The 13,083-nt window shown below is 70.7% G+C and carries 9 protein-coding genes, 1 tRNA gene and 1 pseudogene; 8 read left to right on the forward strand and 3 right to left on the reverse strand.

Translation table 11 applies throughout. The annotated features are described in order from the left end of the window. The first annotated feature begins 57 nt into the window (after positions 1-57). From KHP12_RS39170 to KHP12_RS51610, 3 genes and pseudogenes are all read left to right on the forward strand, one after another. Complete coding sequence (locus KHP12_RS39170) at positions 58-795, forward strand: helical backbone metal receptor (RefSeq protein WP_086883557.1); 738 nt, start codon at positions 58-60, stop codon at positions 793-795. A gap of 153 nt (positions 796-948) precedes the next feature. Beyond that, positions 949-1,662: pseudogene (locus KHP12_RS51605) on the forward strand (alpha/beta hydrolase); the annotation flags it as partial. 33 nt (positions 1,663-1,695) lie between these two features. Further along, positions 1,696-2,592 (forward strand): Vgb family protein, encoded by an 897-nt coding sequence (locus KHP12_RS51610; RefSeq protein WP_246643975.1) that lies wholly within the window; start codon positions 1,696-1,698, stop codon positions 2,590-2,592. A gap of 57 nt (positions 2,593-2,649) precedes the next feature. Here the strand turns inward: KHP12_RS51610 and KHP12_RS39180 are convergent, their stop codons facing one another. After that, positions 2,650-5,982 (reverse strand): amidohydrolase family protein, encoded by a 3,333-nt coding sequence (locus KHP12_RS39180; protein WP_211834964.1) that lies wholly within the window; start codon positions 5,980-5,982, stop codon positions 2,650-2,652. Positions 5,983-6,388: 406 nt separating this feature from the next. Here KHP12_RS39180 and KHP12_RS39185 point away from each other — a divergent pair, with 406 nt between their 5' ends. Next, entirely contained in the window at positions 6,389-7,339 is a 951-nt protein-coding gene (locus tag KHP12_RS39185) for an alpha/beta fold hydrolase (RefSeq protein WP_086883538.1), read from the forward strand. Between the two features lie 22 nt (positions 7,340-7,361). Here the strand turns inward: KHP12_RS39185 and KHP12_RS39190 are convergent, their stop codons facing one another. Continuing rightward, complete coding sequence (locus KHP12_RS39190; protein ID WP_086883537.1) at positions 7,362-8,264, reverse strand: transketolase family protein; 903 nt, start codon at positions 8,262-8,264, stop codon at positions 7,362-7,364. 50 nt (positions 8,265-8,314) lie between these two features. Then, positions 8,315-9,016: a thiamine pyrophosphate-binding protein gene (locus tag KHP12_RS39195; RefSeq protein ID WP_086883536.1), complete on the reverse strand. Its 702-nt coding sequence runs from the start codon at positions 9,014-9,016 to the stop codon at positions 8,315-8,317. Between the two features lie 226 nt (positions 9,017-9,242). Between KHP12_RS39195 and KHP12_RS39200 the strand changes: the two genes are divergently transcribed. From KHP12_RS39200 to KHP12_RS39215, 4 genes are all read left to right on the forward strand, one after another. Then, positions 9,243-9,316, forward strand: a tRNA-Pro gene (locus KHP12_RS39200). 118 nt (positions 9,317-9,434) lie between these two features. After that, positions 9,435-10,397, forward strand: coding sequence for a tyrosine-type recombinase/integrase (locus tag KHP12_RS39205; protein ID WP_211834226.1), 963 nt, complete (start codon positions 9,435-9,437; stop codon positions 10,395-10,397). Further along, positions 10,390-11,172, forward strand: coding sequence for a hypothetical protein (locus tag KHP12_RS39210; RefSeq protein ID WP_086883534.1), 783 nt, complete (start codon positions 10,390-10,392; stop codon positions 11,170-11,172). Before KHP12_RS39205 ends, KHP12_RS39210 begins: the two co-directional genes overlap by 8 nt. Before the next feature lie 700 nt (positions 11,173-11,872). Next, positions 11,873-12,724: a SpdA protein gene (locus KHP12_RS39215; RefSeq protein WP_208653117.1), complete on the forward strand. Its 852-nt coding sequence runs from the start codon at positions 11,873-11,875 to the stop codon at positions 12,722-12,724. Positions 12,725-13,083 lie beyond the last annotated feature (359 nt).

The following is a 13,083-nucleotide window of genomic DNA, read 5'->3' on the forward strand; positions in this document are numbered from 1 at the left end:
GAGCGGTCGGACGCCGCCGACGCGCTGGTAGGGCCCGTCGCCCCGTACGGTGGAGCGATGAGCTCTCGCACTCCCGTACGGCGCGTGGTGTCCCTCGTGCCCTCGCTCACCGAGGCCGTCGCCGCCACCGCGCCGGAGCTGCTCTCCGGGGCGACCGACTGGTGCACCCATCCGCCCGGCCTCACCGCGGAGCGGATCGGTGGCACCAAGAACCCCGACACCGCCCGGATCGCCGCCCTCGCCCCCGATCTGGTGATCGCCAACGAGGAGGAGAACCGCCCCTCCGACCTCGCCGCGCTGCGCGCCGCGGGTCTCGAGGTCCTGGTGACCGAAGTGCGCACCCTGGAGCAGGCGTTCACCGAGCTGGAGCGGGTCCTGGTGCGCGGCTGCGGGCTGGCCCGGCCCGGCTGGCTGGACGCGGCCGAGGCCGCCTGGGCGGACGTACGGGCCGGGGGCCCGGTGCGGCACGCCGTCGTACCGGTGTGGCGGCGTCCGTGGATGGTGCTGGGCCGGGACACCTTCGCCGGCGACGTCCTGGCCCGGCTGGGCGTACGGCACCTCTACAGCGGGCATCCCGAGCGCTACCCCCGGATCCCGATCCAGGAGCTGACGGCGCGGGGGGCGGATCTGGTGGTGCTGCCCGACGAGCCGTACCGCTTCACGGCCGACGACGGCCCCGAGGCGTTCCCCGGTCTCCCGGCGGCCCTGGTCAGCGGCCGTCACCTCACCTGGTACGGCCCCTCGCTCGCGGAGGCGCCCGCCGCCCTCACGGCCGCGCTGTCGGCGGCGCGCTGACTGTACGAGGGCCGGGCGCGGCCTGGGGGAGACGATCCGGCTCACCCACCCACCCTCGCCGGCCCGGACCGACCTCACCGAACACCTTTACCGGAACACCTTCACCGGGACACTTTCAACGGAGGACCGTTGCTGAACGTCATCGCCGTACCCATGGCGCCCGAGGCGGCCCGAGCGGTCCGCGACCGCCCCGACGCGCTGATCGCCGCCCCGCTCCCGGACGACGCCGAGGTGCGGGGCGACTGGATCAGCGCGCCCGGCGCACACGGCGGCGCGGTGATCTATGTGCACGGCGGCGGGTTCGCCCACACGATGCCCGAGGCCGAGCGGGTGATGGCCTATCGGCTGTCGAAGGCGACCGGACGCCCGGCCCTGCGGGTGGACTACCGGCTGGCGCCCGAACACCCGTATCCCGCGGCGCTCGAGGACGTGCTGGCCGCCTGGCGCGCTGTGCTGGACGAGGGCGTCCCGGCCGCCGAGGTCGTTCTTGCCGGGGAGTCGGCCGGCGCCACGCTGGTGCTCTCCGCCCTGCTGGAGATCGAGCGGACCGGCGGTCCGCGGCCCGGTGCCGCGATCGCGGTCTCACCCATCACCGACTTCGCCCTTACGGGCGCGTCGATCGCAGCCAACGACGGTAAGGACGTACTGAGCCGGGCCGCGCTCGGTTCCATAAGCGCCCAGTACCTGGCCGACGCGTCCGCCGACCATGCCCCGCAGTCACCGCTGTACGGGGACCCGCGCGGGCTGCCGCCCCTGCTGATCGCCGTGGGCACGGACGAGGTGCTCCTGGACGACGCCCGCCGCTTCGCCGAGGCGGCCGACACCGCAGGGGTGAGCGTGCGCCTGGAGGAGTACGAGGGCATGCCGCACGCCTTCCACCTGTCCGAGCCGGGCGAGGTGCTGCTGGACCGGATCGGCCGGTGGCTCGCCGACCCGGTCCGCGTCTTCACCGTCAGCGCCCCGGACGCGGGCCCCTACGCGCTCACCGGCGGCCCCGACGGCGCCCTGTGGTTCACCTTGGTCCACCAGGGGGCTATCGGCCGCAGGGACGCCGACGGCCGGATCACCGTCCACTCCGTCGGAGCCAAGCCGACGGTGATCGCCCAAGGGCCCGATGGCGCCTTGTGGTTCAGCGAGTACGGCACCCATCGCATCGGCCGGATCGCGGTGGACGGCACGGTCTTCTCCTTCGCCCCGCCGACCGCCGACGGCGGCCCGTACGGGATCGCCGCGGGCCCGGACGGGGCCATATGGTTCACGCTGTCGGCCGCCGACCGCATCGGGCGGATCACCATGGACGGCGACATCACCGAGTACCCCGCGCCCGGAGCCTTCCCGTCCGCCATGGCGGCGGGGGCCGACGGCGCGATGTGGTTCACCCTCAACCAGGGCAACGCCATCGGCCGGATCACGATGGACGGCCGGACGACCGCCCACCCCCTGCCGACCGAGGCCGCCGCGCCGGTGGGCCTCGCCCAAGGGCCGGACGGCGCCCTGTGGTTCACCGAGATCGGCGCGGGGCAGATCGGCCGCATCACGGTGGACGGGACCGTCACCGAGTACCCGCTGCCCGACCGCCAGGCCCGGCCGCATGCGGTCACCGGCGGTCCCGACGGGGCGCTGTGGTTCACCGAATGGGGCCGCGGCGGGGTCGGGCGCATCACCACGGACGGCCGGATCACGGCGTACGACCTGCCCCGGGCCGACTGCGAACCGCACGGCATCGCCGCGCACGACGGCGCGCTGTGGTGCGCCCTGGAGACGGGAGCCCTGGCCAGGATCGACGTCCCCCGTTGACCTGCCGAGAGGGAGGCGGGCCGGGGGCCGAAGCCCCCGCCCCACCCCCCGTCACCCTCAGCCGTCCACCGAGCAGCAGGAGTCGCGCCGCAGCAGCCGTCCCACCTCCAGCCACTCATCCGCCGACTTCCCGTGCGGCGCGGCCGCGGCACCGGCCCCCGGGAAGGACTCGACCAGCTCGCGCTGCTCGTACGGCACCCCGCCCCGCAGCACCGACACCGTCCGTACCAGCGTGTCGAAGTCCGTGAAGGGATCGCCGTCCACGACGGTCAGGTCCGCCAGCTTGCCGACCTCCAGGGTGCCCAGGTCGCGGTCGGCGCCGAAGGCCCGCGCCGGGAGGACGGTCGCCGTGCGCAGCGCCTCCTCCGGCGACAGCCCGAACCGGTGCAGGGCGCGCAGCGCCATGTGCAGATGGAGGCCCACCGGCACCAGCGGCTGGTCCGTCCCCAGGGCCACCACCCCGCCCCCGGCGAGGATCCGCTGGTAGACCCCGATCTCTCTGCGCAGCGTGTTCAGCTGGTCCGCGGTCGGTGGCGCCCCGGCGAGCTGCCGTACGAGCGCGGTGTCCCACGGCGGCATCAGCCGGGTGACCCGCTCGTCCTCGGCCAGCGAGGGGTCCGCCCCGACCAGGGGCGAGGCCGTGAACGGCGTCGCGATGAGCCGGAAGTCGGAGGTCGCGGTGTAGATCTCCGTCAGGTCCTGCTGGGAGTGCCCGGACGCCGTCGTGGCGTGGCCGTACTCCAGCCGCTGGGTGGCCTGTAGATGCGTCGTCAGGTCCTGTCCGAGCTGTATGCCGGGTGAGCACAGATGGCTGCCGGTGCGCACGCCGAGCCGCTCATGCGCGAACCGGGCCGCCTCCTCCATGATCCAACCCGGTGCGCGCACATAGGTCTTGACGAAGTCCCAGTCGAGCGCGGCGCCGCGCGCCAGGGAACGCCGCAGACCGTCGCGGGTGCGATGCGCCCGGCCCATGCTGTACGCGACGCGCGGACCGTCCAGCAGCTCACCGGTGGCCAGCAGCCGCGGCCCGGCCAGGGCGCCCGCCGCGACGGCCTCCCTGAGGCGCGCCTGCTCATAGGCGAACCCGCCGAGGGAGACCGCGGTGGTGATGCCGTACGCGAGCTGGAGGGCGGTCTGACGGCCGCCATAGGTGTACTGCCAGGGGTGGGTATGGGCGTCCCACAGCCCGGGGATGACGGTGCGGCCGGAGGCGTCGACGCGCCGCTTCGCGGGCCGCCCGGACCGGTGCGCCTCCACGGCCGCGATGCGTCCGCCGCGCACCACGATGTCCACGTCCTCGCGTACCGTGCCGCCCTTACGGCCGTCACGACCGGTGCCGCCGCCCTCCCCGCCGGTGCCGTCCCAGAACCGCCCGGCGTGGACGACGGTGTCCGCGGGGCGCGGCCGCCGGTGGTCCAGCGGGATACGGACCGTCCGGGCGGTGCCGCTCTTGACGTCCAGCAGCCGCAGCCGGCCCGCCGACAGATACAGGACGCTGCGGGAGTCCCCGGACCAGGAGGGGTGATCGGCGGCCTCGTCGGTCAGCCGGCGCGGCGCGCCGTCGGGGGTGCCGTCCGCCCTTACCGGCAGCAGCCACAGGGCGGACTCGACGATGAGCGCCATATGGCGGCCATCGGGAGACCAGACCGGTCCGGAGTCATAGCGGTCGGAGAGGGAGGTGTGCGGGGCGACGGCGTGCTGCCTGGCCGCACCCGTGCTGACGTCGATCACCCGGATCAGGTTGTAGCCCTCGCGGAACCGCTGGTTCAGCCGATTGCGATCGCACAGGGCGACATAGCGCCCGTCGGGCGACCAGCTCGGCCGGCCGGGCAGCCCTCCGGCGCCCATCGGCGCGGCGAGCACCCGTTCCGTACCGGCGTCGAGATCGCGCAGGACCAGGTTTCCCGACATGTCGACACTGACGAGCCGCTTGCCGTCGGGGGAGAGCGCGGGATGCACCCGGCCCCCGGAGGCCAGCACGGCCTCATTGCCCGAGGCGAGGTCCCGGCGGCGCACGGCCAGCAGCCCGTCGCGGTCGTCCGCGTACACCAGGGCGCGTCCGTCGGGCGTCCAGGTGGGAGCCAGCAGATACCGGGTGGGGGCCGCCCGCACGACCCGGCGCGGGGCCCGGCCGCCGGAGACGTCGGCGACCCAGAGGGAGTTGAGGGCGGCGAAGGCCACCTTGCGGCCGTCGGGGGAGAGCGCGGGCAGATGCAGCCCGCGCACCGGCCGCACCCCGCCACCGTCGAAGTCGTACCGCTTGACGCGATACCGGGGCCGGTTGACGGGGAGGGTGACGGAGAAGGGGATCTCCTCGTACGCAAGCGCCTTACGGTCGGCATCTGCCGCAAGTGTCTTACGGTCGGATTCCGCCGCAAGCGCCTTATGGTCGGTACCCTCACCGGCGCGCCCGGCCCCGGCAGGGCTCTCACCCCCGGCATCTCCGCCGACGCCGGACCGCGTCGCCGAGGGCACCCGGAACACCCGGAAGCGCCCGTCCACGGTGAGCAGCAGCTCGTCCCGCGACACCCAACGGGGCGGCACGGGCTGCACATCGCCCGTGACCACCACCGTCTCCCCGTTCACGACCAGCGTGCAGGAGGCGGCGGGAGCGGCCGTGGTGCGCAGATAGGCGAGATGGCCGCCCGCCGACACGGACGGCGTCATCACCTGGGCGCCGGCGGTGGGATCGGTGCGCTCGGCCGTGACCGGTCCGGTGCCGTCGGCCCGTACGGAGGCGACGGTGCGGGCGTTCAGCGTCGTCCCGGCGGGCGCGCCGCGTACGAACAGCACCCGTTCGCCGTCCGCGGACCAGGTGGGGTCGAAGTCCTCCCAGGCCCCGCCCTGGAGCGGCCCGTCCTGGCCGTCCACCCCCGTGAGCCGGGTGAGCTCACCGCTGGCGACCTCCAGCACCCAGATCCGGTACGGGCTGCCCGCCACGGGATCGCCGCCGCGCTCGGAGGCGAAGGCGATCCGGGTGCCGTCGGGCGACCAGGCCGGACCGCGGTCGTCCCACGGACCGTCCGTTCGCTGTCGCAAACCGGAGCCGTCGGGGCGCAGTGTCCAGATATGGAATCCGCCGCCCCGGTAGGCGCAGACGGCCAGCAGCTTTCCGTCGGGGGAGTACACCGGCCGGGTGGGCTCCAGATCGGCCGGTGTGAGCGCGACGGCCTCGCCGCCCTTGCGGGCGACCGACCACAGGACGTTCTGGACCTCGGCGATCAGGCGGTCGCCGGACGGGGAGAGGGTCGCCGCGCCGTTGGTGGCGGCGGTGAAGGAGAGCGAGCCCACCCGGGCCGGCGCGGCGGCGGCCGTCTCGAGGGGCAGGGTGGCCGCGGTGGCGGCGGCGGTCCCCACGGCGGCGGCCTGGAGAAAACGCCGCCGCGACAGGGCGAAGACGTCCGCTGTGGCGGGTGAACCGGAAGAGTCCGCCGAATCAAGGGAGTTGGGCGAGCCGGAAGCGTCTTCCGAACCGGGGGAGTTGGCCGAGCTGGCGGAGAGCGAAGCGTCGTGCGAGTCCAACGGTCCTCCTGGGGCAAGGGAGTTGTATGGATCGGCAGTCGATACGCGGTACCAAGCGCTTGATCGTTACACACCCCGCGCCCCGGAGGACAGGACCGCGTCGATGCCCTTGGCTTGCGGGCCCGGCAAAGGGAGAGTGGGCTTCCGTTCGCACCAGATCGATTCGACCGGATCGATTCACGCCGGATCGATTCGCACTGGATCGATTCGCACTGGATCGATTCGCACTGGATCGATTCGCGCCGGATCCATTCGAGCAAGGAGATGAGACGGCATGCCCGACGGCGGTATCACCCACCGCACCGACCATCTGCCCATGCCCGACGGCGTGCGGGTCGTGACCTACAGCTGGCTGCCGGAGAACGGCGCCGTGCGCGCGATCGTCCAGATCGCCCACGGCGCCGCGGAGCACGCCCGGCGCTACGACCGGTTCGCCCGCTTCCTCGCCGCCCACGGTTATGCGGTGGTCGCTTCGGACCACCGCGGCCACGGAGCCACCGCCGATTCGACGGGCGGCTTCGGCGTCGTGGGCGAGGAGCGCGACGGCTGGCGGGCGATCGTCTCGGACCTGCGCACCATCGGCGACCGCGCGCGGGCCGCGCACCCCCGTGCGCCCCTGGTCCTGCTCGGCCACAGCATGGGCTCGATGCTGGCCCGCGACTGCGCCCAGGAGTACGGCGAGGAGCTGGCCGGGCTGATCCTCTCCGGCACCTTCCGCTCACTCCCGGGGACCGAGACCGAGGAGGCGCTGGCGGGCATCGCGCAGGAGATCGCGGAACGGGGCCGGAACGGACAGTCCACCTTCACCCCGACCCTCTTCGCCTCGTTCAACGACCCGTACGAGCACCTCCAGGACCGGACGGGCTTCGAGTGGCTCTCGCGCGACGCGGCGGAGGTGGCCATGTACGCGGCGGACGAGCGGTGCGGCTTCGCGTTCAGCGCCGGGCTGTCCCAGGACTGGGTCCGTGGCGTCCGTAAGATCAACGACCCGCGCCACCAGGCTCGTATCCCGGCCGCGCTGCCGGTGCATGTGGTGGTGGGCACCGAGGACCCGTGCAACCAGGGAATGACGCTCGTCTACGAACTCCTGGAGGACTTCCGCTACGGCGGCACGCGGGAGCTGACCTGGAAGGGATACCAGGGGGCCCGGCACGAGATCCTGAACGAGACCAACCGGGACGAGGTCCAGCAGGACCTGCTGGCATGGCTGGAAAAGCACATCTGAACCACCAGCCTGGTACGGGCCCTCACCGCAGGAAGGCGGAGATCCGCTCGCGCAACGCCCCCGGATCCAGCCCCTGCCCCGCGAGATGCTCGTCGATCGTGCCGTAGCGGCGCAGCTCGCGCCGGGGAATGCCCAGGCCGAACACCCGATGCGGGCGATCGGCGAGCGCGTCGTTGACGGCGGTGGCCGAGGTACCCGCGAGATACGGCTCGACCAGCACGACATCGACGCCGCCGACCGCCGCCTCAGTGGTGGCACGCACCGCCCGCGCATCGAAGGGCCGAACAGTCGTGGCGTAGAGCACGGTGACGTCCAGCCCCTCGACGGCCGTAAGGACGCCATCGAGCATCGGCCCGACCGCGATGACCACACCGCGTCGCCCTTCCCGTACGGTCAGGAAGTGGCCGGGGACGATGTCCCGCGGGGTGGAGTTGGAGTGCGCCGACAACCGTACGTACACCGAGTCGTCACCGGCGGCGGCCGCGTCCCGCAGCAGGGTCTCGGCCTCGTCCGGATGGCCGGGCACATGGACGGTCCAGCCGTCGAGCGTGTCCAGCAGGGCCACATCGCCGGGCGCCATATGGGTGTAGCCGCCCGCCGGCCAGTCGTACGAACCGGCCGCGCTCACCAGCACCCCGCCCACGCCCTGATGCCCGAAGTCCAGCTTGACCTGCTCAAAGGGCCGCTCGACCAGAAAGCTGGCGAACGTGTGCAGAATCGGCCGCATCCCGGTCAGGGCCAGTCCTCCGCCGACGCCGACCAGCAGCTGCTCGCGGATGCCGACATTGATCACCCGGTCGGGATGCGCCCGGGCCGCGTCCGTGAAGCCGTCCTTACCGATCTCAGCAAGCACGACGGCCAGCCGGGGATCGTCGTCCAGAAGACGGGAGACGACGGAGGCGAAACGCTCACGCATGGTGTCCATAAGAACAGCCCCTCTCACACTGGAATCCACGGGAATCCACTGGAATCGCATCAGACCTTGCCCTGGACCCGGGCCACCACGACATGCGGCCGCCCCGGGTGCGGCGCGGTGTACGCCTCGTACAGCGCCTGGTGATCACGCCCGTCCACGGTCGCCGTGGACCACCCCGCGGCCTCGAAGCGCGCGGCGATGCCCCCGGGCCGCCCATGGCTGGCGGAGGCGTTGTCGACAACGACCGCATGCAGCCGCTCCAGCCCCACGGCCCCGGCGTACGCGATCGCCTCGTGATTGCTGCCCTCGTCCAGCTCGGCGTCCCCGATGAGCACCCACACCGCAGCCCCGGAGAGCCCCTGCGCCCGCAACCCGAGCGCACTCCCCACGGCCAACGGCAACCCATGCCCGAGCGACCCACTGCTGATCTCGACCCCCGGCACCAGTACCCGATCCGGATGGTGCCCCAGCGGCGAGTCATACGCCCCGAACCCCGCCAGCAGCGACTCGGGGAAGAACCCCTTGGCGGCAAGCACGGCGTAGTACGCCATCGGCCCATGCCCCTTGGACAGCAAAAACCGATCCCGCTCCGGCGCCTCCGCGCCCTCCGCCGAAACCCGCAGCACACGGTCGTAAAGCACCCAGACCACGTCCAGCGTCGAGGTGGCAGCCGGCCCGTGCTTCTCGTCCCCGGTCATCAGACTCATCAGCCGAGGAAGATCGTCGTACCCGTACCCGGTGTGAACGTCGGTGAAGGTCATGCTGCGAGCGTGCAACTTAAACCAAACTTCAAGTCAAGCCCCGCCCGCACCACCCCGCCCACCCCTCCTGGTAACAATGTGCGATGACCCGAACCCGCAAGGTAAACACCCCAGCTGGTCCCGCCGGACTCCCGATCTTCACCCGGGGTGGCAGCGACCACCCCCTGAAGTGCGGTATTGTTCTTCATGCGCGGTCGGCGAGGGAAAGCCCAAGCCGAACGAGCACCGGGACGTGGCGCAGCTTGGTAGCGCACTTGACTGGGGGTCAAGGGGTCGCAGGTTCAAATCCTGTCGTCCCGACGGTGCAGAGGGCCTTCGCAGGTCAACACCTGTGAGGGCCCTCTTTTCGCGCTCCCGTTTCCGGCGTCGAGGTCGAGCACGCCGCTCACCGACACCTTGACTCGGAGGGTTTCTCTCCATGCCCCTTCTGGACCTGGACAAGATCACCGCAGGGCTCCCCAAGACCTGGGAGGGCTTCCTGCGCGACTGGGACCGCTCCCTGCGCGCGGGCAACTACCCGGAGACCACCCGCTACAACTACCTCCTCGCCGCCGTCCAGCTCGCCCGCTACCTGAACCAGCACGCGACGCCCGGCCTCGAGGCGCAGGACGCGGCCGAGGACCCCACCGAGGTCACCCGCGCGCACGTCGAAGCCTTCCAGGGCTGGATGATCGAGACGCGGTCGGCGTCGACCGCGCTGAACAAGCACAAGGGACTCCAGCAGTTCTTCAAGTGGCTGATGCTGGACGAGGAGGAGATCGACCGCTCCCCGATGGAACGCGTCCGCCAGCCCAAGACCGTGAAGAAGCTGATCCCGGTCATGCGGGATGACGACACCAGGAAGGTGCTGGCGGTCTGCAAGGGCAAGGCGTTCCTCCAGCTGCGGGACGAGGCCATCATCCGGCTCTACTACAACACCGGCGCCCGCCTGTCCGAGGTCGGCAACCTCACCCTCGACGACATTGACCTGGTCACTGACTCGGTGCACTACCACGGCAAGGGCAGCCGCGACCGCCGGGTGCGGTTCGGCCCGAAGACGGCGCGGGCGGTGAGCCGGTATCTGCGGGCCCGCGCCAAGCGCAAGGGCGCCGAGCTGCCGGATCTGTGGCTGGCCGAGCGCGGCGGGCGACGGCTGGCGCCCAACGGCATCAAGATCATGATTAAGCGACGCGGCCTGTCCGCCGGGATGAAGGGCGTGCACGCGCACCGGTGGCGCCACAACTTCGCCCATGAATGGAAGCGGGCCGGCGGTGACTCGGGTGATCTGATGCTGCTGATGGGCTGGGTCTCCGAGGACATGCCCCGCCACTACGGCGCCAGTGCGGCCGCCGAGCGTGCCCAGGAGACCCACCAGCGGATGGGGATCGGCGAGAATGTCTGAACCCCTCCCGGAGCTTGACGGTACGTCGGACGGCACGGGCACGGTGAGGGCGGTGACCGGCATGATGGCGGCCGTCGTCAGCCTGACCTTCCTCTTCGGCTTCGGCAACGTATGGAACCTGGCGCTGCGGCTGGGTGTCCCGGCATGGGTGGCCCCGCTGGTCGCCCCGGCGGTCGACCTGTCCATCCTCGGTCTGCTGCTCGGTATCCGGTACCTCGCTCTGCACGGTGCACCGGTGGAACAGTTGCGTCCGGCCCGGCGGCTGCTGGTGCTCTCCAGCGGCATGACCCTGGCCTTGAACACAGCCGACCCATTGATCGCGGGAGACCTGGGCAAGGCCGCCTTCGACGCGGTCGGCCCCGTCCTCCTGATCGGCTGGGCCGAGGTCGGACCCGGACTCCTCCACGCACTCGCCACCACCAGCCAACCCTGCCCGGCACCACACCCATCCGCGGCGCCGCAGTACGAACAAGCCTCCGCTCAGGCAGCGGCGCCCCCGAACGATGACCGAGCCACCAGCGCCTCTTCCCCGCTTACGGCAGGGGCGGAACGACATTGTGATGGTGATGAGTTGCTGGAGCGCGCCCGGCAGGAAGACGCCCGACACTGGGAGACCTACCAACGGCCGATCTCCGCGGAAACACTCCGCAAGCGGCTCCACGTCGGCGCGGCACGCTCACGCATGCTGGTGACGATGATCCGCTCCGACACCTCATCCAGGCGCGCCGATCAGACGCATGGCCTCGAGGAAGCACCCGGGTGGCGGGAAGCGTGAACGCCAGTGGGCGGCCTTTCACATCTCGGCTCGCCTGGCTGACAAGTGGAGGAGGACGTCGCGGAGGACAGCTGTCTGAACCTTCGCGATCTCCTCGCCAAGCTGACCGGAAGCCAGCTCGACCTTGAACTCCATCCTGAGAGGATCGCTGCGCCCCTCGCCTGTGACCATGCACGTGGTGAGGGGCGCGCCGTCCGCGGCCCCCTCGGGGCGCGAACCGTGCTCGCGAGTGCGTTCGTTTCTGTGGTGCTGATCCGTTTCTGCCATACCCACCGCTTACCGGGCGGCTGAACACCGCGCACGGCAACCGGGACAAACGCCAGTCGATGTAGTGAACAATTCGATAGGGCTGACACTCCCGATCCAGCCGAGCCGCGCTGACGGGGCGATGGACAGACGTCGGGCATTGCCGGCGCCGTGCTGGGTGCCTTATGCCAGAAGGTAGACGCATGTCTGTAAGAAATAGTGTGCCAAGCAACTCTATGCAGCCGAGGTGAAGCCGCATCGACACGTCTCAGTAGCGAGTGCGATCCAGCCCCATGTCATCGGCTTCGTCGACGACCTCGTTGAAGGCGGTCGGATGTTAGTGCCCCCGGCAGGGCGCCACACAGAAGGATGGCCATCCTAACCTGCGGAATTTCGTCGGCAGGCTGGTGATCAAGGGAACTTTTGAGCCCTCAGCGCAGGAGGAGACACGCTGATGGCCGACGAGAGTTTGACACGTGACAGCAGCGGTCCGAGTGCTTCCTTCGAGCGGGTGGTCACTCTTCGCGCGGTGACCCTGATCATGGCCGCGGTGGTGGGGCTGACGTTCTTGTTCGGCTTCGGCAATGTGTGGACCCTCGCGCTGCGGTTGGGTGTGCCGCCGTGGGTGGCGCCCTTGGTGGCCCCGGCGGTCGATCTTTCTGTGCTGGGCTTGCTGCTGGGTACCCGGTATCTGGCGTTGCAGGGCGCGAGTCGGGAGCAGCTCCGGCCGGCCCGTCGGTTGCTGGTCTTCTCCAGTCTGATGACGTTGGCGCTGAACGTGACGGACCCGCTGCTGGCTGGTGAGAACGGCAAAGCCGCCTTCGATGCGGTGGGACCGTTGCTGCTGATCGGTTGGGCAGAGGTGGGTCCGGGGCTTTTGCAGGCCATTAGCGGTGCCGGGAGCGGAAAGTCGTCCGAGTCCGAGAAGGGAGACGTCCCGGAGTGTTCCGTGGAACACGCGGCGGTGATGATCGAGCAGAAGAGCGTCGATATTGACCAGCCGCATGTCCTGGCCTCGCCGGAAGGTGATCAGCGTAGTCAGCTCGGGGCTGATGGGGATGGCCTTCTGGAGCGTGCCTTGGTGGAAGATGCGTGGCATTGGGAGACGTATCAGCGGCCGATTTCGGCTGAGACGCTACGGAAGCGACTGCATGTTGGCGCGGCCAGGTCCCGGACGTTGGTGTCCATGGTGCGCTCGGCAAGGGCCGGGAACGTGACGATGGAGGCATCGTCTGGAGAGGGCGGTCCTTCAGCTTCTCTGCCTTGTGATCAGGTCCGCGGCGCGGGCGAGGAGGGTCCGAGGTAGCGTCCCTCTGTGGTACCCCTCGATGCGGCGGCCTGCATAAGGGTTGAGGGACCCTACTTCCTGTCGTTTGAAGCTATGGCGAGGAAGCGGTACGACGCGGTGCTGACGACCGTCCCTGTGCTGAGGAATGGTATGGATGGCCTGGGAGCATTCGTCGTGAGATCACACAACCCATATACCTGGAATGCCGGACTTCGTGAAAGTGTTTCATGGTGAACCTGCTGCCAGGCAGACATACAGGTCAGGGAGTCTGCTCCCCGCACCGCGGGGATGGCCCCTGGTCGATGACGACGCGGGCGCGTGCCGCGTCCTGCTCCCCGCACCCGCGGGGATGGCCCCGTCCTTGAAGCCGCCTACGC

Origin of the sequence: Streptomyces asiaticus (assembly GCF_018138715.1) — a bacterium.
Classification (GTDB): Bacteria; Actinomycetota; Actinomycetes; order Streptomycetales; family Streptomycetaceae; genus Streptomyces; species Streptomyces asiaticus.